Source organism: Streptomyces colonosanans, from assembly GCF_001866645.1.
In the GTDB taxonomy this organism is placed as follows: domain Bacteria; phylum Actinomycetota; class Actinomycetes; order Streptomycetales; family Streptomycetaceae; genus Streptomyces; species Streptomyces colonosanans.
Map to the genome: position 1 here is coordinate 1 of NZ_MLYP01000048.1, position 22,634 is coordinate 22,634.

23 protein-coding genes and 2 pseudogenes are annotated in these 22,634 nt (G+C 71.7%); 16 read left to right on the forward strand and 9 right to left on the reverse strand.

Going from position 1 to position 22,634, the window contains the following annotated elements; all coding sequences use genetic code 11:
• On the reverse strand, positions 1–767 hold a 767-nt coding region (locus BIV24_RS18595), incomplete at its 3' end, for an RNA-guided endonuclease InsQ/TnpB family protein (protein ID WP_143064625.1).
• Positions 768–1,082: 315 nt separating this feature from the next.
• Positions 1,083–1,181 (reverse strand): annotated as a pseudogene (locus BIV24_RS32105) (carboxymuconolactone decarboxylase family protein); the annotation flags it as partial.
• Between the two features lie 227 nt (positions 1,182–1,408).
• On the opposite strand from BIV24_RS32105, the gene BIV24_RS18600 reads away from it, so the two are divergent.
• The 6 genes from BIV24_RS18600 (at position 1,409) to BIV24_RS18625 (ending at position 7,583) form a co-directional block, all read left to right on the forward strand.
• Positions 1,409–2,902 carry a hypothetical protein gene (locus tag BIV24_RS18600; RefSeq protein ID WP_071367474.1) on the forward strand — a complete coding sequence of 498 codons (1,494 nt, stop codon included), beginning with the start codon at positions 1,409–1,411 and terminating at the stop codon, positions 2,900–2,902.
• A gap of 109 nt (positions 2,903–3,011) precedes the next feature.
• Complete coding sequence (locus BIV24_RS18605) at positions 3,012–4,319, forward strand: AAA family ATPase (protein ID WP_071367475.1); 1,308 nt, start codon at positions 3,012–3,014, stop codon at positions 4,317–4,319.
• A gap of 119 nt (positions 4,320–4,438) precedes the next feature.
• The gene (locus tag BIV24_RS18610) at positions 4,439–5,644 is read left to right on the forward strand and encodes a vWA domain-containing protein (protein ID WP_071367476.1); all 1,206 of its coding nucleotides are present in this window, start codon (positions 4,439–4,441) and stop codon (positions 5,642–5,644) included.
• Positions 5,645–5,661: 17 nt separating this feature from the next.
• Entirely contained in the window at positions 5,662–6,015 is a 354-nt protein-coding gene (locus BIV24_RS18615; RefSeq protein WP_245766862.1) for an aquaporin, read from the forward strand.
• Positions 6,016–6,204: 189 nt separating this feature from the next.
• Entirely contained in the window at positions 6,205–6,798 is a 594-nt protein-coding gene (locus BIV24_RS18620) for a TetR-like C-terminal domain-containing protein (RefSeq protein WP_071367478.1), read from the forward strand.
• On the forward strand, positions 6,795–7,583 hold the full coding sequence (locus BIV24_RS18625; protein ID WP_071367479.1) for an alpha/beta fold hydrolase: 789 nt from the start codon (positions 6,795–6,797) through the stop codon (positions 7,581–7,583). Before BIV24_RS18620 ends, BIV24_RS18625 begins: the two co-directional genes overlap by 4 nt.
• A gap of 151 nt (positions 7,584–7,734) precedes the next feature.
• Here the strand turns inward: BIV24_RS18625 and BIV24_RS18630 are convergent, their stop codons facing one another.
• The 3 genes from BIV24_RS18630 to BIV24_RS18640 form a co-directional block, all read right to left on the reverse strand.
• Entirely contained in the window at positions 7,735–8,553 is an 819-nt protein-coding gene (locus BIV24_RS18630) for an isocitrate lyase/PEP mutase family protein (RefSeq protein ID WP_071367480.1), read from the reverse strand.
• Between the two features lie 28 nt (positions 8,554–8,581).
• A complete protein-coding gene (locus BIV24_RS18635) occupies positions 8,582–9,076 on the reverse strand; it encodes a hypothetical protein (protein ID WP_071367481.1) in 495 nt (164 codons plus the stop codon).
• A 316-nt stretch (positions 9,077–9,392) separates the two neighbouring features.
• Positions 9,393–10,049: a class I SAM-dependent methyltransferase gene (locus BIV24_RS18640; RefSeq protein ID WP_071367482.1), complete on the reverse strand. Its 657-nt coding sequence runs from the start codon at positions 10,047–10,049 to the stop codon at positions 9,393–9,395.
• A gap of 62 nt (positions 10,050–10,111) precedes the next feature.
• Between BIV24_RS18640 and BIV24_RS18645 the strand changes: the two genes are divergently transcribed.
• Both BIV24_RS18645 and BIV24_RS35495 read left to right on the forward strand, forming a co-directional pair.
• On the forward strand, positions 10,112–10,786 hold the full coding sequence (locus tag BIV24_RS18645) for a TetR/AcrR family transcriptional regulator (RefSeq protein ID WP_071367483.1): 675 nt from the start codon (positions 10,112–10,114) through the stop codon (positions 10,784–10,786).
• Between the two features lie 206 nt (positions 10,787–10,992).
• Positions 10,993–11,250: pseudogene (locus BIV24_RS35495) on the forward strand (helix-turn-helix domain-containing protein); the annotation flags it as partial.
• A 34-nt stretch (positions 11,251–11,284) separates the two neighbouring features.
• Here the strand turns inward: BIV24_RS35495 and BIV24_RS18655 are convergent.
• Together BIV24_RS18655 and BIV24_RS18660 are read right to left on the reverse strand one after the other, a co-directional pair.
• Positions 11,285–12,025, reverse strand: coding sequence for a class I SAM-dependent methyltransferase (locus BIV24_RS18655; protein WP_071367485.1), 741 nt, complete (start codon positions 12,023–12,025; stop codon positions 11,285–11,287).
• 51 nt (positions 12,026–12,076) lie between these two features.
• Positions 12,077–12,532: a MarR family winged helix-turn-helix transcriptional regulator gene (locus BIV24_RS18660; protein WP_218149320.1), complete on the reverse strand. Its 456-nt coding sequence runs from the start codon at positions 12,530–12,532 to the stop codon at positions 12,077–12,079.
• 83 nt (positions 12,533–12,615) lie between these two features.
• Between BIV24_RS18660 and BIV24_RS18665 the strand changes: the two genes are divergently transcribed.
• From BIV24_RS18665 to BIV24_RS18680, 4 genes are all read left to right on the forward strand, one after another.
• Positions 12,616–13,104, forward strand: coding sequence for a hypothetical protein (locus BIV24_RS18665; protein WP_143064626.1), 489 nt, complete (start codon positions 12,616–12,618; stop codon positions 13,102–13,104).
• Positions 13,101–14,690 carry a multicopper oxidase family protein gene (locus tag BIV24_RS18670; protein ID WP_071367486.1) on the forward strand — a complete coding sequence of 530 codons (1,590 nt, stop codon included), beginning with the start codon at positions 13,101–13,103 and terminating at the stop codon, positions 14,688–14,690. Before BIV24_RS18665 ends, BIV24_RS18670 begins: the two co-directional genes overlap by 4 nt.
• A 210-nt stretch (positions 14,691–14,900) precedes the next feature.
• Positions 14,901–15,821, forward strand: a complete 921-nt coding sequence (mmuM, locus tag BIV24_RS18675; RefSeq protein ID WP_071367487.1) for a homocysteine S-methyltransferase — start codon at positions 14,901–14,903, stop codon at positions 15,819–15,821.
• A 118-nt stretch (positions 15,822–15,939) separates the two neighbouring features.
• The gene (locus BIV24_RS18680; protein ID WP_071367488.1) at positions 15,940–16,341 is read left to right on the forward strand and encodes a VOC family protein; all 402 of its coding nucleotides are present in this window, start codon (positions 15,940–15,942) and stop codon (positions 16,339–16,341) included.
• Here BIV24_RS18680 and BIV24_RS18685 read toward each other — a convergent pair.
• Positions 16,324–17,061 (reverse strand): helix-turn-helix transcriptional regulator, encoded by a 738-nt coding sequence (locus BIV24_RS18685; RefSeq protein ID WP_071367489.1) that lies wholly within the window; start codon positions 17,059–17,061, stop codon positions 16,324–16,326. The two genes, BIV24_RS18680 and BIV24_RS18685, sit on opposite strands and share 18 nt — an antisense overlap.
• Positions 17,062–17,176: 115 nt before the next feature.
• The gene (locus tag BIV24_RS18690) at positions 17,177–18,331 is read right to left on the reverse strand and encodes a YihY/virulence factor BrkB family protein (RefSeq protein ID WP_079168367.1); all 1,155 of its coding nucleotides are present in this window, start codon (positions 18,329–18,331) and stop codon (positions 17,177–17,179) included.
• A 121-nt stretch (positions 18,332–18,452) separates the two neighbouring features.
• Between BIV24_RS18690 and BIV24_RS18695 the strand changes: the two genes are divergently transcribed.
• From BIV24_RS18695 to BIV24_RS36260, 4 genes are all read left to right on the forward strand, one after another.
• Positions 18,453–20,105 (forward strand): acyl-CoA dehydrogenase family protein, encoded by a 1,653-nt coding sequence (locus BIV24_RS18695; RefSeq protein WP_071367501.1) that lies wholly within the window; start codon positions 18,453–18,455, stop codon positions 20,103–20,105.
• 257 nt (positions 20,106–20,362) lie between these two features.
• Positions 20,363–21,745 (forward strand): hypothetical protein, encoded by a 1,383-nt coding sequence (locus BIV24_RS18700; RefSeq protein WP_071367491.1) that lies wholly within the window; start codon positions 20,363–20,365, stop codon positions 21,743–21,745.
• Positions 21,746–21,832: 87 nt separating this feature from the next.
• The gene (locus BIV24_RS18705) at positions 21,833–22,405 is read left to right on the forward strand and encodes a GNAT family N-acetyltransferase (RefSeq protein ID WP_071367492.1); all 573 of its coding nucleotides are present in this window, start codon (positions 21,833–21,835) and stop codon (positions 22,403–22,405) included.
• A gap of 125 nt (positions 22,406–22,530) precedes the next feature.
• Positions 22,531–22,614 (forward strand): putative leader peptide, encoded by an 84-nt coding sequence (locus BIV24_RS36260; protein WP_342745258.1) that lies wholly within the window; start codon positions 22,531–22,533, stop codon positions 22,612–22,614.
• Positions 22,615–22,634 lie beyond the last annotated feature (20 nt).

Genomic DNA, 22,634 nt, shown 5'->3' on the forward strand with positions numbered 1-22,634 from the left:
GTCACCTTCGCGTGGGCGCGAGCGACCTTCCAACGAGCCTTCTCCCGGTTCTTGGATCCCTTCTGCTTGCGGGACAGGTCCCGCTGGGCCTTCTTGAGCTTTTTCTCCGCGCGGCGCAGGAACCGCGGGGAGTCGATTTTCGTGCCGTCGGACAGGACGGCGAAGTGGGTCAGTCCGAGGTCGATGCCGATGCTCGTTTCCGCGTCCGGCATCTGCTCCAGATCCGCGGCCGGGTCGGTGTCGATGACGAAGCTGGCGAAGTACCGGCCCGCCGCGTCCTTGATCACGGTGACGCTGGACGGGACAGCCGGCAGGGTGCGGGACCACTTCACGCGCACTTCACCGATCTTCGGCAGGTTCAGCCGCCCGCCGGGCGTGATCGACCAGCGGGCGTTTGTGGTGAACCGGATCGACTGCCGTGCGTCCTTACGGGACTTCATGCGCGGGGCGCCCAGCTTCGGGCCCTTGCGTTCGCCTTTCAGCGAGGCGAAGAAGTTGCGATAGGCGCTCTCGGCGTCCCGCAGGGACTGCTGCAGCACCACTGCGGAGACATCGCCCAGCCAGGACCGCTCGGCGGTCTGTTTGGCCTGGGTGATCAGGGTGCGGGACAGGTCCGCGGCCTTCGGGAACGGCAGGCCCTGCCTGCGGGCGTCCTCGCGGGCGCGCACCGCGTCGTTGAACACGACACGGGCGCACCCGAACGCCTTTGCCAGCGCAGTGCGCTGGCCTGGCTGCGGGTACAAGCGGAAGCTGTACCGAAGCTGCACACCGAGGACTCTACGTACCTGAGTTATGGCGGAGATGCAGAATATCCGGATTGGTCGGCAGTGATTTTTCGTGATGCATGTTCACTTGGGCTTTGTGACCGAGTTCCGGTACAAGGTGTTCACGGATGATCATCTGTGGTGCATGGAGGAGATCATGCGGAGCAGGCCCGCAAATTCCTCGATGACCGGATGAAGCTCGGTGGTCAGACCGCAGCGGGAGCGTCCCGCTCGTGGTCTCGGCGTCTCGGACGGAGGGGCGTCATCCGTTGATCGTCGAGGAGGCGCGGCCTCCGGGCGGATGACGCCGCACCCGGCTCACCAGGTCTTACCGGCCTGCTCCCGGATCGTGCGGTTGATCCGGTTGAAGAAGTTGGTCATCGCGATCTCCAGGATGATCGCGTTCAGCTGCTCCTCGGACATCCGCTGACGTCAGTGTCGGTCGCCGTTGAGTACCCTGGCACGGCCTGTAGCGGGGCTGCGACGGTACTTGCCGCACGCATCCGGGAGTTGCGGGTACGTCGGAAGACGTTCATTGAGGGACTGGCGGACTGACAGATCGTTTTCCGTGTGCTTATGATGCGGGGGATGAAGAACTTCTCCTCGTACGGATTGGGGGAATCGTTCGTGCAAGGTGAGTGCTGATGGCACATCACATCGCGAACGAATTTCCGACCCGCCTGTTGATGTGGCAGCGCGTGCGTGAGTACGCCGTGCCACCGTCCATGATCGAGACCGCGACCGCGCGACATACGGTCGGTGACTGGGCGGGGGCCTGCGCCGCCGCCCGGATCGACGTCGATCTCGATCTGCGCGCCGTGCGCGACCGCCACGGCACCGATCTCGTCACCCGTCTCCGTGCGGATCTGCGCCGACTGGCGCCGGATCTGCTCCGCTGGCACATGCCGCGCATCGCCCCCGACGGGCGGCTCCGGCCCGGCCTCACCATCTCCCTTGCCCATTACCGGAGTTACGGCGCCCTGCCGCTGCAGCTGGTGGTGCGGACACCGCCGGCCTGGGCGGACGCCGGACAGCGGCTGTCCCTGGCCCTGTGGGAAGGGTCCGGGAACGGCACCCCCGGCCATCATCCACACCCGCATCCCGACCGGCGTTTCCGACTCGACCTGCACCGGCATCTCTGGGATTCGGGGCGCAGCGGTGAACTGGCGCGACGGTGCGGTGCGGGCGGGGCACCATCCATGGTGCCCCGCGGCCGACCGGTCCCGCCTGATCGGCCTGATCGGCCTGATCGGCCAGATTCGCTCGCGGTCCACGATTCCCCATGGGCGGAGGCCAGTTGGGCCGCCGAGGCTGAATTGCTGTTGCGGGCCGAGGGACGCCCCCGTGGAGCCTTCACCGTGCGGCTCGGTGCGCGAAGCCGCGCCGTCCTCGAACTCGTCGCTCCCGACGACAGCCATGCCCCGACGTTCCAGCCGCTGCGGAAGGCGCTGCCACCGCAGGAGGTCGCGGCGCTTCCGGTGCTACCGGAGGCGGCGGCCCGGGTTCTTCCGGATCTGGAGCTGCTGCGGGCCGGGCTGGTCGCGGCCGAGCGGCTGCATCCGCTCGTCGCCGCGGCACTTGCTGCGTCCGGCTCGGCGCCGGTGGCCGGCTCCACCCCCGAACCCGGCGATCCGCACCGGGTGGAATGCCGCGGCGAGGTCCACCGGATCACACTGCGCGACGGGGTCCTGACGGCGGTCGACCACGACCCGGCCCAACTGCGCCGGGAGGAGCTGCTGGTGGCGCTCGGTGGGCCGCCGCTGCCCTGCCTGCGGGCGATCGACGCGGTGCATCGCAACCCGGAGGCTCTGCCCGCGGTCCGGGAGCGGCTCGGCCACGGTGACGTCGCCGGGGCGCTGGCTGTGGTCGAGGGGCTGCTCGGCCCCGCTGCGGTCCTTCGCGACGGGCCGCTCAAGGAGGAACTGGAGTCGGCCGCGGCCCGCCGCATCGACCACGGCCTCTTCCGCTCAGGGCTGGTCACCGAGCACCCCGGTGCCGGTGCGGGCGGGGGCGGGAACACCGCGGGCGTGGGGCAGGCGGAGGCCGGCCGCCGTGCCCGGATCGACCGCCGTACGCCTCCCGCGACGCGCCTGAAGCGGAGCAGCCGCACCCGGCCCCGCACCGGCCTCTTCTGCTGACCAGCCGCCCCACCGAAGTCCCTTTTCCGCACCGCGCGTTCCATGCCGTGCGCCCCACGACCTCCGGGACGGGCCGTCCCGTTCCCCTATCCCACCCCAGGTGATGTCCATGACTTCCAGCACCGTCCTGCCCTCCCCCGTCCCGGCCGTCGGCACGCCCGAAACCGCCCCCGCCCACACGCCCCGAGCCGGCACCCAACTCGCCCTTGCCGATGACCTCCTGACCCTCCTGCGTACGACCACCACCGAGCCGCGCCCCGACGATCAGCTCGAAGCGCTCACCGTGGCCGTCGCAGCCGACCTCCCTGTGCTGCTCTGGGGCGAGCCGGGCGTCGGCAAGACCGCGGCCCTGACACAGCTCGCCGCCTCCCTCGACCTGCCGCTGACGACCGTGATCGCCAGCGTTCACGAGCCGTCCGACTTCTCCGGGCTGCCCATCGTGGGAGACGACCCGGCGGTGCAGGGGGTGCCGATGGCACCGCCGCAGTGGGCCGTGGAGCTCGTACGGGCCGGGCGCGGGCTTCTCTTCCTGGACGAACTCTCCACCGCCACCCCGGCCGTCCAGGCCGCACTGCTCCGGGTCGTCCTGGAGCGGAGGGTTGGTGCGCTCCAACTGCCGCCGGACGTACGGATCGTGGCCGCCGCCAATCCGCGCGCGTCGGCGGCGGACGGGTGGGAGCTGAGTCCGCCGCTGGCCAACCGGTTCGTGCATCTGTACTGGGTGCACGACCGGGATGTGGTGGTGCGGGGGCTGAGCGGGGTCTGGCCCCGGGCAGAGCTGCCCCGGCTGGTGCCGGAGCGGCTGCCAAAGGCGGTGGCTTTCGCCCGGCGCGCGGTCTGCGGCTTCCTGGAAGCCCGGCCGACGCTGATCCACCGGCTACCGAACACCGAGACGCGGCGCGGCGGTGCCTGGCCCTCGCCGCGCAGCTGGGAGGCCGCGTTGACCCTGCTGGCCTTCGGAACGGCGGCCTCCGTCTCCCGGGAGGTGCTGGCGCTGCTGGTACGCGGCGCGGTGGGAGACGGGCCGGGGCTCGAACTCCTCGCCCATCTGGACCGGATGGACCTGCCGGACCCGGAGTCGCTGCTGGCCGATCCGGCCTCCGCCGAGCTGCCGGTGCGGGGCGATCTGCGCCAGGCGGCGCTGGAGGCGGTGGTGACCGCCATCGGAGCGCGGCCTGAGCGGGAACGCTGGGAGGCGGGCTGGGCGGTGCTGGTCCGGGCGATGGAGACGGGCGCCCCGGACCTGCTGGTCGCCCCTGCGACGACGCTGGCCGCGTTGCGGCGCGACGACTGGGAGGTGCCGGAGGCGATGGAGCGGCTGGCCGGGGTGGTCGGTCTCGCCCGGCGGGCGGACCGGTCGGTGGGGCGGGCCAAGGCGTCGGCCGACGCCAGGCGTGCGACGGGGGCGCGCCGATGACGGGGGCCGCGAAGCGCCCTGTGCCGCGCCCGATGCCCCGGCCCGCGCCGCCGCGCCCGGCGCGAGCCACCGCGCCGAAGCCGTCGGCCGGCTCCGGGGGGCCCGGACTCCCGCTGGACATGGAGAAGTTGTTGTCCGCCCGGCTGCACGCGGTGAAGGTCCGCCCCTACCTGGCGAGCGCGCTCTTCGCGCTGCACGTCGTGGAGGACCGGTCGGTGCCGACGATGGCGGTGGACGCGCACTGGCGCTGCTATGCCTCCCCCGGCTTCGTGGCGTGCACACCGGTGGAGGAGCTGGCGGGCGTCTGGGTGCACGAGGTCTCCCATCTGCTGCGGGACCACCACGGGCGGGGCGAGCGGTATGCGCGGGAGCATGAGGAGTACGGGCCGGGCGAGAGGCTGCGGCGGAACATCGCCGCCGACTTCGAGATCAACGACGACATCTACGGTGACGGTCTGCCCCGGCCTGCCGGGGCGGTGCTGCCGTCGTTGCTGGGGCTGTCCGACGGGCTGCTGATGGAGGAGTACCTGCGGACGGCGTCGATGTCCGGGCTCGCCGCGGAGCTGGCCTGGCTGGACTGCGGCAGTGGTGCCGACGGGCAGGGCCGGCCGTGGGAGCTGGGGCCCGACGGGGCACACGGGCTGAGCAGGCAGCAGCGGGACGCGGTTCGCTTCCGGGTCGCAGAGGGGATCAAGGGCCGGCCGGGCGACGCGCCGGAGGGGTGGCGCCGATGGGCGGACGAGGCGTTCCATCCGCCGCAACCGTGGCGGCAGTTGCTGGGTGCGGCGATCCGCTCGGCGGCGGGTGCACCGGGTGTGGGCGAGGACCACAGCTACCGGCGTCGCTCCCGGCGCTCGGCCAGTGTCCCCGGGGTGCTGCTGCCGAGCCTGCGCCGTACGCCGCCCCGGGTCTGCGTCGTGATCGACACCTCCAGGTCGGTGAGCGACGCCGAGCTGGGCAGCGCGCTGCTGGAGGTGGCGGCGATCTCCCGGGCGGTGGGCGGGCGGCGCGACCTGGTCTCGGTGATCTCCTGCGACGCGGCGGCCGGGATCGCCGTCCCGCTCTGCCGCGCCGAGAGCATGGCACTGGTCGGCGGCGGGGGAACGGATCTGCGCTCGGGTTTCGCCCGGGCGCTCCGCTCCCGGCCCCGCCCGGACGTGATCGTCGCACTGACGGATGGTCAGACTCCGTGGCCCTCCGCGCAGCCGCCCTGCCGCACCGTCGTCGGACTCTTCCCCCGCCCCGGCCGCGCCGTGGACGAGGGGGACCCCGACTACGTCCCGGACACCCCGCCGTCCTGGGCGCGTGTCGTCTCCATCGGCTGAGAACACTTTCGCAGTTGGTGGGCAGCCACGGCCCACCCGGCTACGACTCAGGCGGCTGGTGTCCCAGGAGGGGCGGCCGTGGAGCCGCGGACCACCAGACGCAGCGGGCCGCAGCCACCGACGGCCGCTTCCCGGCCCCCATCGCCCCGCTCGTGATCGGCTTCGCACTCGCCGCGGCGGTCTTCATCGGCGGCCCCACCGACGGCGCCGCGGTCAACCCCGCCCGCGGTCTGGGCCCGATGATCGCCGCCGGCTCCTTCAGCGGCTGGTGGGTCAGCCTGATCGGCTCCCTGTTCGGCGGCGTCATCGCTGCTGTGCTCTACGACCGATTCGTACGGCGAGGCAGGACGCCTGAGGTGGAGCACAGATAGGAAGCAGCTCTTCCTGACCGCCTCGACCGGCCCGCAAACCGCAGACGGCCGGTCGGGCGCGCTCGGGGAACCAGAGGGTGGGGCAAGGCCGTACCGGTCTGGCCCCACCCTCCTGCGCGCCCGCACTTGACACATCACTACTTAGACGGGCTAGCCTTTTACCTAGGTATGCTAGGCAAGGAGGCGCCCATGGCCCGTGCCGGGCTCTCCGTCGAGCGGGTCGTCGCGGCGGCAGCCGACCTCGCCGACGAGGTCGGTTTCGAGAACGTCACCGTGTCCGCCCTGGCTCGCCACTTCGGCGTGAAGGACGCCAGCCTGTACTCGCACATCAGGAACGTGCAGGACCTGCGTACCCGGGTCGCCCTGCTGGCGGGCGAGGAGGCGATCGACCGGATCGCGGCGGCCGTCGCCGGGCGCGCGGGCAAGGACGCGCTGACCGCCTTCGCCGGTGCCTACCGGGCATACGCGCTGGAGCACCCGGGGCGGTACGCGGCCACCCAGATCCGGCTCGACCCATCGCTCGTGACCGAGCTGAGCGAGTCCCGGGCCATGCGCCGCACCGCCGAGATCACCTACGGCATGCTGCGCGCCTACGGCCTCGACGAGCCCGACCTCACCGACGCCGTACGCCTGCTGCGCAGCACCTTCCACGGCTACTGCACCCTCGAAGCCTCCGGGGGCTTCAACGCGTCCCGACAGGTCCAGGCGTCCTGGGACAAGGCTGTCGACGCCCTGCACATGGCACTGGAACACTGGCCCCGCGAGGAGAAGAAGGAACGATGACGCGCCTCCACTACGACGCGCAAGGCAACGGTCCCGTACTGCTGGTCATCCCCGGTGGTGCGGGACACCCCATGGGCCTCGCCGCGATGACGGAACGTCTCGCCGACCACTTCACCGTCGTCACCTACGACCCGCTCGGCCTCGCCCACGGACAGCTCGGCATGCCCGTCGGAGAGCAGCGGGTGGAGGCCTGGAGCGAGGGTGCGCGACGCGTGCTCGACGAGGTGCTTCCCGACGGCGAGTCGGCGTATGTCTTCGGGGCCAGTTCGGGCGGCATCGCCGCGCTCGACCTGCTCGCCCGCCACCCCGGGCGACTGCGGCATGTGGTCGCGCACGAGGCGCCGGTCGTGGAGGTACTGCCGGACGCGGCCCGGCAGCGCGCGATGTTCACCGACGTGTACGAGACCTATCGCAGGGCGGGACTCAAGGCGGCCGGGGCCCGGCTGGTTGCCGGGCTGGAGGAGACGGACCCGGCACCCGCGGAGGGCCACCCGCCATCCGCTGAGGAGGAGTTGACCACACCCATGGCCCTCTTCCTCACCCGCGTCCTATGCCCTTTCAGCTCCTACATGCCGGACCTGCCGGCCCTGAAGTCGCCATCCCTCACCCTCGCCGCGGGCATCGGATCGCGCGGCGGGCTTCTCCACCGCACCGCTTCCCTGACGGCCGAGCTGACCGGCGGCCACTTCACCGAGTTCCCGGGCGGGCACATCGGCGCCCTCGAGCATCCGCAGGAGTTCGCGGCTCGGCTCATAGAGGCACTGCGGGAACCTGCGGGGCGGTAGTCACCCCCTACGTGCGGCCGCGGGGGCGTGGGTCGGCCGCACGGGTGTGGGGTGCACAGCCCCGGTCGGTGCGATCGACCGCGACACCACCTGACGCCCACGGCGCCCCGTCACCCACCGGGCGCGCCGGCGCCCCGCCCACGGCGCCCGGTCACGTGCGTGCTCGCCCTCGCGGCGACCGGCGGTCGCCTCTCGCCAAGGAACTCGCGGTCTCTTCCCGAGGGCTGAGCGCCTGCACCTCCGCGTACGAGGGAACGGCGCCCTGCGGAGTGCGGCCGGCCGAGATGTCGGCCATGGTCTCCAACGCCGCGCCCAGCGCCCGCCGGTAGAGCAGCGAACCGAGGCTGACCCGGCGTACGCCGAGGTCGGCGAGGTGGGAGACGGTGGGGCCGGCCGGTGAGTACAGGATGTTGAGCGGTACGTCCAGGTGCCGTACGACGTCGGCGATGCGCACCGGATCGGCGAGACCCGGCACGAACACCCCATCGGCACCCGCCTGCTGGTAGGCGTTCAGGCGGTGCAGGGTGTCCGCGGGGTCCCCGTCGCCGAGCCAGTACGTGTCAGTGCGGGCGTTGACGAAGAGGTCTGGCACAGCGGACTTGACAGCTGCGATCTTCGCGGCGTGCAGTGTGACGGGGCCGAGCCCGTCCTCCAGATTGATCCCGACAGCTCCGGCGGAGCGCAGCTCACGCGCCAACTCCGCTATCTGCTCCAGGTCTTCGCTGAAGCCGCCCTCGGCGTCGACGGACAGCAGGAAGGGCACCGCGCCGAGCAGACGGGTCAGGCGCAGGGTCACCTCACGGGTCGCCGCCGCCCCGTCGGGCTGCCCGACGGCAGCGGCGACGCCGAGGCTCGTGGTGCCGATCGCCGCGAACCCCTCCGCGGCGAGGGCGACCGCGGAGGCGTGGTCCCAGGCGTTGGGAAGGAGAAGAGGGGCGTCGGTGTGATGGAGGGCGGCGAAGGGGGTCATCAGAGGTCTCCGTGAACGTGGGCAACGGTCATGAAAGGTCCCCCACCGCATCGGCGTAGTACGTCGACTCCTTTACGTGTTCGGCAATTTGACGGAAGCTCCAGCCCTCGCCCGGCGAGTGGTCGAGCTGCTCGTCGCCGAGCGAGCCGAGCCGGGCGGCCCAGATCCGCGCCAGCCGGTTCAGTCGGCTGCGCGCCTCGTCCAGGTCCTCCTGGGTGAAGGGCGCGAGATCGGCCGGTGTGGTGGCGGCCGACGCGTGCCAGTGGTCGGGCAACGGCTCCTCCCCCACCAGTCGCGCCTCCAACTCGGCGAGATGGTCCACCAGATGGTCGGCGACCCGGCGGATCGCCTTGTGCGGGGTGTACACGCGGTCGTCGGTGTGGACGGGCTTGCCGTCCCACTCGGTCCAGGTGGCCGCGAGAGCCAGGACGTGCTCCACCAGGGCGACGACGCCCGCGGCGAGGGTTTCCCGCTCGGTCGCGCCGCCGTGCGTGGTTCCGGCTCCGTGCTGCGTTTCGGTCATGGGGGAACGCTAGGCGCGGATCGTTTCGGTGCCCGCCGAAGTGTGGCCCGCACCGCTGCGCGAACTGGAGAAGGCCCGGACCTGGGGCGCCCCGGTTCCGGTCGGGACGCCCCAGGGGCCCATGGACGGGGATGCGCCCGGCGCTCACCCGCGGGAAGGGGCGCACGACCAACGCGCGAGACCCTCCGGTTCAGATCTTGCGCCACCAGCGCGTCACACACCAGACCCGCGTACACCACGGCGTCAGTCACCTCTGCCGGTGTCCGGACCGGGGACGCGGCCGGATCCGCCGTTCAGACAGGATCCGGCCCGTCAATTACCCATGCGAGGAACACCCCATGCCCCCGTCGCACGCCGCGGCGGTGCGCCGCAGCGTGAACCAGAAGGTCGGAACCGGGTTCGTGCCGGGCGTGACGTCGACCAGCTGCCACCCGGCGAACCTGGTGCTGAGTTCGTCCGCGGTGACGCCGGAGATCGGGTCGCCGAAGGCCTCGGGCCCGTACCCGAACATCAGCAGCCGCGCGCCGGGGGCGGCACGCTTCGTGAGGCCGGCCGCGTAGTCGTCGCGGCGGTGCGGCGGAATGCCGCAGTAGCAGCTCAGGTCGAAGAACAGGTCGTACGGTCCGGGTACGCCCACCTCGTCGAGCCGGGTGGCGTCCCCGCAGAGCACCGTGACGTCCACCCCCGCCGCGTCCGCCTTCTCCCGCGCCTGCCGCACCGCGCGGTCGATCAGATCGATGGCCGCCACCCGCCAGCCGTGCCGGGCCAGATACACCGCGTTGGTCCCCGTGCCGCAGCCGAGTTCGAGGACATGGCCAGGCGTCAGTGCGTCGGGCCCCTCCATCAGGGCCACCAGCTCGGGCGGCGTCACGCCGCTGTCCCACGGCGGCTTGCCGTCCCGGTAGTAGTCCTCCAGCGCGCGGCGCACGGCCGCCTCCTGGTCGAGCTCTGCGGCCGTTCGAGTCTCGCTCATCACTGACCTCCAAGAATCTAGAGTCGAACTCTAGTCACTAACTCTAGAGATAGGCTTCCGGTATGGAAGCGGTCAAGCGATCCGACGAGGAATCCGACAAGCGGCCGGGCAAGCGGCCCGACAAGCGGGCCGAGCGCTCGCGGCGCACTCGTGAGAAGATCATCGAGGCGGCCCGGGAGTTGTTCGTCGCACAGGGATATGGGGCGACGAGCCTTCAGGAGGTCGCGGACCGGGCGGGCGTGGCCGTCCAGACCGTCTACTTCGTGTTCCGCAACAAGCGTGCGCTGTTCAAGGACGTCGTCGACACGTCCATCGCCGGGGACGCCGAGCCGGTCGCCACGATGGACCGCGACTGGTTCCGCGCCGCGTGCGCCGAACCGACGGCCGTCGGTCAACTGCGCACCCATGTGCGAGGCGTGCGCGAAATTCTCGGCCGGGTCGCCCCGATCATGCCGGTGATCGCGGCCGCCGCGGCCACCGATCCGGAGATCGCCGCACAGTGGCCCTCCGGCCCCGACCCGCGCTACACCGTGCAGCACGCCGCGGCGAAGACGCTGGTCTCCAAGCCCGACGCCCGCACCGACGTCGGCATCGACCGCGCCGCCGACCTGTTGTACGGGCTGCTCAGCCCGGAGCTGTACCTGGTCTTCGTCCGTGACCGCGGCTGGTCGCCGGAGGCCTGGGAGGAGTGGGCGTGCGCAGCCCTGTCCGCGCAACTCTGCACCGGCCGCGAGTAGGACCCAGCAGCCCAGAAGGCGCATCAGCCATGCACCGATGCGCGTGGCACTGGCAGCAATCCCACCAGCACCGCGCGCATCCGGTTGTTCCCCGAGCGCATTGCCGGACTCGGTCGGGCAACAAGCCACCCGATGGGGAGACACACATGCGTGTGGTGATTACCGGTCAGTCGATGGTGAGGACGACCTTTCCGGTGACCCGGCCGGCGGACCTCGCCGCACACGCGGGCATGAGCCGCCGCACCTTCACCCAGTACTTCCGTGCCGAGGTGGGGCTGAGCCCTGGACAGTGGCTCACTCAGCAACGTGTTGATCTGGCAAGGCAGTTGCTGGAGACCACGGATCTGCCGGTGGCCAGGATCGCCGAGCGGGTGGGCTTCGGCACGGACGTCACCCTGCGACAACACCTGCACGCCGCCATCGGTGTCTCCCCGGGGGCCTACCGCCGCACCTTCCGAGCCTGATCGTCGCCCCCACAGCGGCCTGCACCCGCACCCCTCAGACCTGGCTGCCCCCCGGACGCCGCGCGAGGAAGACGAACTCCCAGCCCGGACGGTCGGGTGCGTCGCGGACGTCCTCCACCACGTACCCTTGCGCGACCAACTCCGCCTCGAGCTCCTCCGGTTGACGGAAACGCAGCGTCGAATCCGACGTGAGCACCTGTCCGTCCGCGGCGAACACATAAGTCCCGCGGATCGTGACCAGCGGCTCGCACACCTCGATCACCTCGACCCAGCCTTCGACCGCGCCGACGCCCGGGATCTCCGTCACGCCGTACGAGGCCTCCCGGTTCCACTCCTCCCAAGCACGCCGGGCCGGATTCCGCGTCTCGAACACCAGATGCCCGCCGGGCCGCAGCGCCTCGAAAGCCCCGCGCAGGGTCTGCTGCCACAGCCGCGGGTCGACGATCGCCTGGGCGACGTTCGCCGTCATGGTCGCAAGGTCAACTCTCAGTGGCGGAAGCGCCGTCACATCACCGCAGATCCAACGCACCCTCTCGCTGCCCGGTTTGCCCCGGGCCACATCGATGGACGCCCGGGCGGGGTCGACGCCGACGACCTCGATCCCGCGCTCGGCCAGCAGCAGCGCGAACACGCCTGTCCCACAGCCGATATCGAGCACCCGGCGCGCCCCGAACTCATCGGCCATCCGTACGTATGCGTCGAGATCGCTGCGATCAGGGTCGAGCGGGTCATAGATCGCGGCGAGTCGCGGAAGTCTGAATCCCTCGTCAGCCATGGAGCGAAGCTATGCGGAGCCGACCACTTGCGAGAAGCGGTCTGGTGCGGGTCAGTTCTCCGAGGGCACGACGAAGCGTTCCAGGAGTGTGCACAGCAGTTCCTGGTCATCCTCGTCCATGCGGCCGAGGAGCCGCGCGGCCACCTCGTCAGCGATCAGGGAGGCCTCGGCGAACAGCGCCCTGCCTTCCTCGGTGATCTCGACCGCGTAGGCGCGGCGGTCGGTCGGTGAGGGGCGGCGTACAGCCAGGCCGCGGGCCTCCAGGTCGTCGACCGTGCGCACCATCCTGGACTTGTCGCTGCAGGTGAGGTCGATGAGGCGGCGCTGGCTGAGCGGTCCGTTCTTGACGAGGTTGAGCAGGACGCCGTAGTGACGCCCCTCGATGCCAAGAGGGCGCAGCGCCTGGGCGAACGCCTGCGCGGCGCGCCGCTGAGCACGGCGGAGCAGGGGGCCGATACGGGTTCGATCGGTGCCGAATGAGCGGGGGGTGGAGTCGACGGCGTTCATCGACATCCAGCTTAAGTCAGAACAAGATTGTGTTTTTTGAGATGGGTTCCAATGAGATGGTTCCACATGACACTCTCTCCTTCATGTCTCACCCGATAGCCTCTTCCTCGCCCCCGACCGGAACGTCACCCACGCTCGCGAACGGCGGTCGCCCCCGGGCACGGCGATGGCCCCTGGTGCTCTTCCGGATCGCGGTGACCTGCGAGGCCGCACTGGCCCTCGGACAAGCGGTCTTAGCCGGGAGCTTCCTGTCGGGCCACTACGAAGCCCTCAAAATGCACGAACTCAACGCCGCGATCACCGTGGTCGTCGCCCTGGCTCTGATCGTGGCCGCGGTGCTGCTGTGGCGGCCCGGCCGCGGACCGGGCTGGCCGGCCCTCGCCTCCGCTGCGCTCCTCGTCTCGGAGGGGCTGCAGGTGGGCATGGGGTACAACCGGACACTCGCCGTTCACATCCCGCTGGGAGTGGGGATCGTCGCCGCCACCCTGCTGATGCTGGTCTGGGCCTGGCGGCCGGCACCGGGGGCGGACCATGCCTCCCGTACCGAGGACGCCGCCGAGGAGTCCGCATGACCGGGAGCATCAGCAGGCGCCGCCTCCTCGTCACCTCGGCGGCCCTGGGCGGCGGTGCCCTCACCGTCGGCGGATTCGCCGTGGCCGGAGGGTCCCTGACGACCGGTCAGCCGGGACTGCTGCTGCGCAGCCAGGCGCCCCTTCCACGGCCGTACGAGGTGCCGCTGCCCACGCCGCAGGTGCTCGCGCCGATACGCACCAGCGGTACGACGGACGTGTACGAGATCACCCAGCGGACCGCACGCCTGCAGATCCTCCCGGGCCTGGAGACCACCGCCTGGACCTACGGCGGCACCTTCCCCGGGCCGACCATCGTCTCCCGCTCCGGACGGCGGACGATGGTGCGGCACCGCAACGAACTGCCGCACCCGACCGTGGTCCACCTGCACGGCGGCCACACCCCGTACAGCAGCGACGGCTACCCGACCGCGTTGATCCTGCCGCCCGGACACACGGCCTCCCACGACGACGGCATGGCGGGAATGCCGGGCATGTCCGGGGCGTCGGACGCACAGGACATCGCCGCCGTGCAGCGGACGTACACGTATCCGATGGCACAGCGCGCCGCCACCCTCTGGTACCACGACCATCGCATGGGCTTCACCGGGGCGAACGTCTGGAACGGCCTCGCCGGGTTCCACCTGGTCCACGACGACGAGGAGGAGGCTCTGCCGCTGCCCCGCGGCGAACGCGACATCCCGCTGATGATCACCGACCGGTCCTTCGCCGCCGACGGCTCCTTCCGGTACCCCGCCCTCGACGCCGAGCAGCACAAACCCGGCGTGTCCGACCAATACATGGATGGTGTCCTCGGCGATGTCGTCCTGGTCAACGGGGCGCCCTGGCCGGTACTGGAGACCGAGGGCCTGCGCTACCGTCTGCGCCTGCTCAACGCCTCCAACGCCCGGCGGTACCGCCTGGCGCTCGACCCGCAACCGCCGGGCGGCGGCGGCCTCGTACAGATCGGCAGCGACGGCGGGCTCCTGGAGCGGCCGCTCAAGCACGACGCGCTCGACATCGCCCCGGGCGAACGCTTCGACGTGGTCGTCGACTTCTCCCGCTACCGGCCGGGAACCCGCGTGCGGCTGGTCAACCGACTGGGCAGCGGCGGTACGGCGGCCGTCATGCGGTTCGACGTCTCCACCGCCCGGCCGCCGGCCGACGACTCACGCATACCGGCCCGGCTCTCCACGCTCCCCGCGCCGCAGCCGGAGAATGCCGTGGCGACCCGTACCTTCCACTTCCAGCGGAGCTCCGGATCGATGGGCTGGACCATCAACGGCCGTGCCTACAAGCCCGGCAGGCCGCTGGCGAAGGTCCGCCTCGGCACCACCGAGATATGGAGGTTCGTCACCGACTTCCACCACCCCATCCACCTTCACCTCGACCACTTCCGGGTGACCGCCCGCAACGGCGCCTCGATCGGCCCGTACGACGAGGGCTGGAAGGACACCGTGGACCTGCGCCCCGCCGAATCCGTGGAGATCGTCACCCGCTTCACGGACTACCCCGGCCGGTACATGCTGCACTGCCACAACCTCGAGCACGAGGACATGGCCATGATGGCCGACTTCGTGACGGAGTAAGGGCGTCGGCGTACGCGAAGGGCGGCCCGAGGCGCCGGACGTCGGGCCGTCCTTCGACCAGTGCCCCCACAGGCAACGTCCGCCCGTCAAGGAGTGGCGTCGTGGGGGCACCTCCCGCTCTGAGGGTCCCCCTGCTCGAAGCAGCTTGCAGGAGCGTGCCGGGCCTCGCGACGGGGCGAACATTGCCCGCTGGGGCACTAGCGTCATTGCATGAGCACCGCTGTCACCCTCGCCGAAGCTCTCGCCGCCGGGCCGGTCGTCCTCGACGGCGGTTTGTCGAATCAGCTCGAGTCCGCCGGGTACGACCTGAGCGATGCGCTGTGGTCGGCGCGGCTGCTCGCCGAGCGGCCGGAGGCGATCGTCGAGGCGCACCTCGCGTACTTCGAGGCGGGCGCGGACGTGGCGATCACAGCCGGCTACCAGGCGACGTTCGAGGGGTTCGCCCGGCGCGGTATCGACCACGACCGGGCGGCACGGCTCCTCGCGCTCAGCGTCGAGTCGGCCCGTGAGGCGGCGGCGCGGGCGCACGCCGGGGGTGTCACCAGGCCGCTGTGGGTGGCAGCGTCCGTCGGCCCGTACGGGGCGATGCTCGCCGACGGCTCCGAGTACCGGGGCCGCTACGGCCTCACGGTCTCCGAGCTGGAGACCTTCCACCGCCCGCGCCTGGAGGTGCTGGCCGCGGCCGGTCCCGATGTGCTCGCGCTGGAGACGGTCCCGGACACGGACGAGGCCGCGGCTCTGTTGCGGGCGGTGCGCGGGCTCGGTGTCCCCGCGTGGCTGTCGTACACCGTCTCGGGCGACCGTACGCGCGCCGGGCAGCCGCTGGAGGAGGCGTTCGCGCCGGCCGCCGACGTGGACGAGGTGATCGCGGTGGGTGTCAACTGCTGTGCGCCCGAGGACGCGGCCGGCGCGGTCGCCACGGCCGCCCGCGTCACGGGCAAGCCGGTGGTGGTCTACCCGAACAGCGGCGAGGCCTGGGACGCTCGGGCCCACGCCTGGGACGGCCGCTCCACCTTCGCCGCCGCCCAGGTCACGGACTGGCGCGACGCCGGGGCACGGCTGATCGGCGGCTGCTGCCGGGTGGGGCCGGAGACGATCGCGTCGATCGCCGCGACGCTGAGGGCGGCCTGACCCTCTCGCCCGAGACGCCCGACGGTGCGTCGCGCCCCAGGATCCGTACGAAGGGTCCCCTGCGCCCGCGTCCGATTCGTTCAAGACCCGCGGCCGGTCCCCTTCCTACGGTGGCGGCATGACACCACGATTCGATGTGATCGGCCTCGTCGTCTCCGACCTGACCGCGTCCCTCGCCTTCTACCGACGTCTCGGGCTCGTCTTCCCCGAGGATGCCGAGAAGCAGCCGCACGTCGAGGCGGCGCTGCCCGGTGGGGTGCGGCTCACTCTGGACACCGAGAAGACCGTCCGTTCCTTCTACCCCGGCTGGCGGCCGTCGACCGGCAACGGCCGAGTCGGGCTTGCCTTCCGCTGCGACTCCCCTGCCGAGGTGGACGGTGTGTACAAGGATCTAGTCGGCGCCGGGTACCACGGTGAGCTGGAACCGTGGGACGCGGTGTGGGGGATGCGGTACGCGGTCGTGCACGACCCGGACGGCAATGGTGTCGACCTGTTTGCGGACCTAGCCGCGAGCCAGTAGGTCACCCAGCGGCATCCCGGCCAACTCTTTCACGTCCCGGGACAGATGGGCCTGATCGGCGAAACCCGCACGGGATGCCGTCTCCACATAGGGCACTCCGGACCGCGCCAGCGTCAGCGCCCGTTGCAGCCGCAGCACACGGGCCAGTGTCTTCGGTCCGTAGCCGAATGCGGCGAGCGAGCGACGGTGCAACTGCCGTGGACCCAGGCCCAGTTCATCGGCGGTGGCGGCAACCGAACGGCCGGCGGTGAGCGCCGCGACCACCGCGCGGGGCAGCGGGTCCGGGTCCGGCATCCGTGCCGCCCGGTCCAGCACGATCTCCTCCAGTGCGATCGCGGGATCGGCGACGGTGTCCACGCGCCCGGTCAGCCGGCGTACCTCCGCGGCGGGCCACAGATCGGCCAGCGCGACGCGGCGGTCACGCAGTTCGTGGGCCGGGACGCCCAGGAAGGCCGGTGCGGCGCCGGGCGGGAAACGGACACCGGCCCAGCGTGCAGGCGGGCCCTCGGGGTGGTACGCGTGCGTGTCCGGGCCGGCGACCAGGAGTCTGCCCTCGGTCCACAGCAGGTCCATACAGCCGTCGGGCAGGACCGGCCGCCCCGCGACGGTGGGCGGTGTGCTGGTCCACACGACCGCGCCCGCGAGCCGGGACGCCCGCTCCGCGTACCCAAAGACCGCGGACGTGTCGCCGAGGGCCGCGGGGTCTTCGTCGGCAGCCACGCGCGTCAGACTACGCGCACGCGACGACGACGCCGGCGCACCCACGGCGGCTCTGCCGCCCCCTGCGGTCCCACATCTCAGGAGACCCGCGGCGCCGGCCCCACGTGACCGCCTCTCACTCCCCCGGGCCCTGCGCCTTCTGCCGCTCAGGGGGCGCGCTGCGCGCCTGCGCGCGCAGGCGTGACGTGACGTCCTCCGGGGGCAGGAAGCGGGACCAGCGCTCGGGGAACTCGGAGGGCATGTCCGGGTCGTCGGGATCGGGGTCGGCCGCGCGGGCGGCGGCTGCCCGTGCCATGTACTCCGCGGCCTGTTCGTGCCGCAGCCGCTCGTTCACCGCGCGGGCCGCCGCCGTCGCCGCGGCCGGCCACACCCGGTCGATCGCCGCGTTGACGGCCGCGCCGACGAGGACCGCGAAGGCCGACACGCCGATCCACAGCAGCACGGCGACGGGAGCGGCCAGCGATCCGTAGATCGTCGGGCCCTCGACCGTGTGCGTCAGGTAGATGCGCAGCAGGAAGCTCCCCAGCACCCACATCGCCAGCGCCACCAGGGCCCCGGGCACGTCCTCGACCCACTGCGACCGCGCCGGCACGGACACGTGGTACAGCGTCGTCAGGAACACGACGGACAGGACGATGACCACCGGCCAGTACAGGACCTGTACCACCGTCGTCGACCACGGCAGGACCTTCACCATCGCGTCCGGCCCCGCCACCATCAGCGGCAGCGCCACCGAGCCGATCAGCAGCGCCACGATGAACAGGCCGAACGCGAGCAGCCGCGTCTTCACGATGCCCCGGGCGCCGTCGAGCCCGTACATCACCGTGATCGTGTCGATGAAGACGTTCACCGCCCGCGATCCCGACCACAGGGCGAACAGGAAGCCGATGGAGATGACGTCCGGGCGGCCGCCCTTCATCACGTCGTGCAGGATCGGCTGGGCGATCTCCGTGACGCCCCGGTCGGACAGGACCGTGCGGGAGGCCTCCAGCAGGTTGTTCTCCAGGCTGTGGATGGTGTCGGCGTCGGTCCAGGCGTCGACGTACCCGAGCAGTCCGGTGAGGCTCAGCAGCAGCGGCGGCACGGACAGCAGCGTGAAGAACGCCGCCTCGGCGGCGAGGCCGAGGATGCGGTACTCCATGCACGAGTTGACCGTGTCCTTCAGCAACAGCCAGGCGGTCCTGCGTTTGGAGACGTTCCGGTAGAGGACGCGGGCCCGGTGGAGACGGCCGGACGTCCGCTCGGGGGTATCAGTAGCTGCTGGCTGCACTCCCTAACGGTATCCGCCGCCAGGCGGTACTCCGCTCCCGGTGGGGCGGGCGCGCGGAGTGGGGCGTCCCGCCTGGGTGAAGGGGGTGACCGACGACGTACCGAAGGGTAAGTTCGCAGACATGGCAGCCAGCACGCACACGGTGACCAACCAGGCTCCGCCACTGGTCGCATACGACGTCTTCCGTGCCGACCAGGCACTCGTCGAGGCCGTCGAACGACATCTGGACCCCGCGCTCCTGGACGAGGCCCGCGACGAGCTGTCGGGGCTCGGGCGCAGGGCCGGGTCCGCGCAGGTGCAGGAGTGGGGGTTCCAGGCCAACGAGAACCCGCCGAAGCTGCGGACACACGACCGCTACGGCAACCGGATCGACGAGGTCGAGTTCCACCCGGCCTGGCACCGGCTGATGGGCCAGGGCGTCGCCGCGGGGCTGACCGCGGCGTGGGCGCGGCCGGGCGGGCATGTGCGCCGCGCCGCCGCTTTCGTGGTCTGGACGCAGGTGGAGGCGGGCACCGGCTGTCCGATGTCGATGACGCATGCCGCGGTGCCGGCCCTGCGCACGGACCCGGCGCTCGCCGCCGAGTGGGAGCCGCGGCTGACCTCGATGGTCTACGACCGCGATCTGCGCCCCGCCGCCCGGAAGGCCGGCGCCATCTTCGGCATGGGTATGACGGAGAAGCAGGGCGGCAGCGACGTACGGACGAACACCACGTCGGCTCAGCCGCTCGCCGAGGAGGGTACGTACGCCCTGACGGGCCACAAGTGGTTCTGCTCGGCCCCGATGTCGGACGGGTTCCTGGTCCTGGCGCAGGCGGCTCCTTCCAAGAACGGGAAGGGCGGCCTCACCTGTTTCCTCGTGCCGCGCGTGCTGGAGGACGGCACCCGGAACGTGTTCCGGATCCAGCGGCTCAAGGACAAGCTGGGCAACCGGTCCAACGCCTCCAGCGAGGTCGAGTTCGACGGCACCTGGGCGCGCCGGGTCGGCGACGAGGGCCGCGGGGTGCGCACCATCATCGAGATGGTCGCGGCGACGAGGCTCGACTGCGTCCTCGGCTCGGCCTCACTGATGCGGCAGGCCGTGGCGCAGGCGATCCACCACTGCGATCACCGCGAGGCGTTCGGCGGCAGGCTCGTCGACAAGCCGCTGATGCGCAATGTGCTGGCCGATCTGGCGCTGGAGTCGGAGGCCGCGACGACGCTGGCGCTGCGGCTCGCGGCGGCGTACGACGACGGGAGCGAGCAGGAGCGGGCCTTCCTGCGGCTCGCGGTGCCGGCCGCCAAGTACTGGGTGACCAAGCGCTGCACCCCGCTGGTGACGGAGGCCTCGGAGTGCCTCGGCGGCAATGGCTATGTGGAGGAGTCCGGCATGCCCCGGCTGCTGCGCGAGTCGCCGCTCAACTCCATCTGGGAGGGAGCGGGCAACGTCCAGGCGCTCGATGTGCTGCGGGCGCTCCAGCGCGAGCCGGAGACCCTCAACGCCTATCTCCAGGAGGTCGGCCGGGCGCGCGGCGCCGACCACCGCCTGGACAGCGCGATCAAGAACCTGCTCACCGAACTCGCCGACCTGGAGGGCATCGAGGCGCGGGCACGACGCCTGACGGAGCGGATCGCGCTGGTGCTCCAGGGGGCGCTGCTCGTCCAGTACGCGCCGCCGGAGGTCGCCGACGCCTTCTGCGCCTCCCGCCTCGGCGGTGACTGGGGCGCAGCCTTCGGCACGCTGCCGCACAGCCTTGACCTGGCCGCGATGGTGGAGCGGGCCCGGCCGGTCTCCTGACGTTCTGTGGGCTCCACAGCGCCACGGTTGCTCCGGGGCTCCGGGGGTGGTGCGGGCGCGGGGCGCGTGCGCCGCCCTCGCGCGCTCCTCCCGCGCCCGGGAGAATAGCCCCCTCGATGGGGATACCCCTCCTTTTCCCGGGTCTTCGACTGGTCCCGTATCCGCCTGCCGTAGCATCCCCCTCACAGGCCACCCCCACCCGCTCCTCGATCAACATGCGGAACACGAGGAGCAGTTGGCCCACGCCAGGAGGTTGTATGAAGCACCGTGGCAGGCACCGCCGCAGGCGCAGGGGCCGTGCGCTGCGGGCCACACTGGCCGGGACCGCGCTGGCGCTCACCGCCGCCGCCACTTTGATCAGCACCTCTCAGGCCGTGGGCGGGAACGACCCGGGGGGCCTGACCCGCATCACCGCCGCGGACCGGACCGCGCAGTTCCGCCTCCACGAGAACCTCACCGACCGCCGCACGCTCGACACGCTCACCCGCTCGCTCGGCGGCGGCGTCGGCATCCACGACGTCCTCGCGTCCGCCGACCACACCATGCGCGACCGGTCCGCCTGCGACGGCACCGAGACGGACGCACTGCCCGTCAGACCGGCGGCCACGCGCGCGTACTGCTGGAACCACGACGACGCGACGACCACGCAGTGGCTGCCGCGGTCCGTCGCCACCTCCGCCGACACCGCGGACGGCCGCCCGGGCGCGGACCGGGTCATCCTGTCCGGCTGGACGCACGACGACCGCCGCGCCGGCGACCCGGCCGCCGACCGGGGGCTCGCCCGGATCGCCTTCATCGACGCGAACGACCCGGCCCGCCTCGCCTACCGCTGGGTCCTGCTGGTCGCCCCCAGCCCCGACGGCAAGGACTTCACCGCCGTCCGCACCCGCATGTCCGGAATGGTCCGGCACCAGGACAAGCTGATCGTCACCGCCCGCGACTCCCTGCTCGTCTTCGACCTGCGCCGCATCCTGAGGACGAACGTCGACAGCGCCGCGGTCGGCCGGGTCAAGGGCGGCTACGCGGCGCACGGCTACCGGTATGTGCTGCCGGCGATCGGCTCCTACCGGCCGGCCCAAGGCCCTTGTTCGAGGACCGGCGCCCATGCGGTCCCCTGCTTCTCCGCGCTCTCGCTCGACCGCACCTCGGCCCCGGTCAGCCTGGTCGCGGGTGAGCGGCTGCGCCGCGGGACCACCGACCGGGCGGCCCGCGTCTGGCGCTACGCGTACAGCACCGCGCCCGGCCGCGCGGGGCTGCTGGCCACGGACGCACGCGGCGACGTCCGGACGACCGAGGCGTACGAGACGGAGGCGTCCGGGGTGCGGGGCGTGCTCTCGTACCGGCGCACACCGGCGGGGCAGGCCGACTGGTACATCGACCGGGCGCCGTCCGACGGCGGCCGGCACGGCACGCTCTGGCGGCAGAACACATCCGGAGCGAAGGCGGCGACCTGCGCGGCCGACGAGACGTACGCCTGCTGGGGACGACACACCGCGTCCTTGTCGTACCAGCAGGAGACGGGCGAGCTGTGGACGCTGACCGAGGGCGAGGCGAGCGGGGACGAGGGGCGGTCCGGTACGGCCGGCGGGCGGGTGCTGTACGCGGTTCCGCTGGACTGCGTGGACGCCGCCCTGGAGTAGACACGCAGGTAGGACGCCCGCGTCGTGACGCAGGGCAGCGCCGCTACCCCTTTGTCGTACCGGGTGCCCGCGTGATTCCCTGACCGCATGAGCACCCTGATCGTGACCACGTGGTCCCTGGAGCAGACGTCCCCGGCGGATCTGCAGCCCGCCGCGGCCCCCGAGGGCGATGTCCGCATCGTCCGCGCGCAGGAGCCGTCGCCGGAGTTCAGCCGCTTCCTGTACGCGTCGGTGGGCGGTGACATCCGCTGGACCGACCGGCTGGGCTGGACGTACGCACAGTGGCGGGAGCACCTGAACCGGCCGGGCGTGGAGACCTGGGTCGCCTACGACCGGGGCACGCCGGCAGGGTACGTGGAGCTGGAGTCGCAGGACGACGGGGTCGTGGAGATCGTTTACTTCGGGCTCATCCAGGCCTTCCGCGGGCGGCGGATCGGCGGCCACCTGCTGTCGTACGGGACCGCCCGCGCATGGGACCTCACGGACCGCTGGCCCGGGCTGGCGGAGACGAAGCGGGTGTGGCTGCACACCTGCAGCAAGGACGGCGAGCACGCCATGGCCAACTACCAGCGCCGCGGCTTCCAGTTGTTCGACACCAAGGTCGAGGAGGAACCGGAGGTCGCCACACCGGGCCCCTGGCCGGGCGCCCACGCCCTCTGATCCGCCTGCGCACCCACCTCGCGCCGTACGGCCGCTGACACCCTTGTCCCATATTTCGGTACAAGGGTGTCTGCATTCTGGACGCCGGCTGGACTGTACCCGGCTCGCCGTGCCACCCTTCCGCCATGTCCGGAGTTGGAGTTGCCTTGGTGAGTCGACGACACGTCGATCTCGTCCGCACGTCCAGCGCCATCTGTCCGGCGAGCTGAGCAGTCTCAGCCGGCTCCCG

Bases quoted from the DNA above. Each gene is read 5' to 3' on its own strand.
- BIV24_RS18600 (WP_071367474.1), top strand. From the start codon at position 1,409: ATGGCACATCACATCGCGAACGAATTTCCGACCCGCCTGTTGATGTGG.
- BIV24_RS18605 (WP_071367475.1), top strand. From the start codon at position 3,012: ATGACTTCCAGCACCGTCCTGCCCTCCCCCGTCCCGGCCGTCGGCACG.
- BIV24_RS18610 (WP_071367476.1), top strand. From the start codon at position 4,439: ATGGAGAAGTTGTTGTCCGCCCGGCTGCACGCGGTGAAGGTCCGCCCC.
- BIV24_RS18620 (WP_071367478.1), top strand. From the start codon at position 6,205: ATGGCCCGTGCCGGGCTCTCCGTCGAGCGGGTCGTCGCGGCGGCAGCC.
- BIV24_RS18625 (WP_071367479.1), top strand. From the start codon at position 6,795: ATGACGCGCCTCCACTACGACGCGCAAGGCAACGGTCCCGTACTGCTG.
- BIV24_RS18630 (WP_071367480.1), bottom strand. From the start codon at position 8,553: ATGACCCCCTTCGCCGCCCTCCATCACACCGACGCCCCTCTTCTCCTT.
- BIV24_RS18635 (WP_071367481.1), bottom strand. From the start codon at position 9,076: ATGACCGAAACGCAGCACGGAGCCGGAACCACGCACGGCGGCGCGACC.
- BIV24_RS18640 (WP_071367482.1), bottom strand. From the start codon at position 10,049: ATGAGCGAGACTCGAACGGCCGCAGAGCTCGACCAGGAGGCGGCCGTG.
- BIV24_RS18645 (WP_071367483.1), top strand. From the start codon at position 10,112: ATGGAAGCGGTCAAGCGATCCGACGAGGAATCCGACAAGCGGCCGGGC.
- BIV24_RS18655 (WP_071367485.1), bottom strand. From the start codon at position 12,025: ATGGCTGACGAGGGATTCAGACTTCCGCGACTCGCCGCGATCTATGAC.
- BIV24_RS18660 (WP_218149320.1), bottom strand. From the start codon at position 12,532: ATGAACGCCGTCGACTCCACCCCCCGCTCATTCGGCACCGATCGAACC.
- BIV24_RS18665 (WP_143064626.1), top strand. From the start codon at position 12,616: ATGTCTCACCCGATAGCCTCTTCCTCGCCCCCGACCGGAACGTCACCC.
- BIV24_RS18670 (WP_071367486.1), top strand. From the start codon at position 13,101: ATGACCGGGAGCATCAGCAGGCGCCGCCTCCTCGTCACCTCGGCGGCC.
- mmuM (WP_071367487.1), top strand. From the start codon at position 14,901: ATGAGCACCGCTGTCACCCTCGCCGAAGCTCTCGCCGCCGGGCCGGTC.
- BIV24_RS18680 (WP_071367488.1), top strand. From the start codon at position 15,940: ATGACACCACGATTCGATGTGATCGGCCTCGTCGTCTCCGACCTGACC.
- BIV24_RS18695 (WP_071367501.1), top strand. From the start codon at position 18,453: ATGGCAGCCAGCACGCACACGGTGACCAACCAGGCTCCGCCACTGGTC.
- BIV24_RS18700 (WP_071367491.1), top strand. From the start codon at position 20,363: ATGAAGCACCGTGGCAGGCACCGCCGCAGGCGCAGGGGCCGTGCGCTG.
- BIV24_RS18705 (WP_071367492.1), top strand. From the start codon at position 21,833: ATGAGCACCCTGATCGTGACCACGTGGTCCCTGGAGCAGACGTCCCCG.
- BIV24_RS36260 (WP_342745258.1), top strand. From the start codon at position 22,531: ATGTCCGGAGTTGGAGTTGCCTTGGTGAGTCGACGACACGTCGATCTC.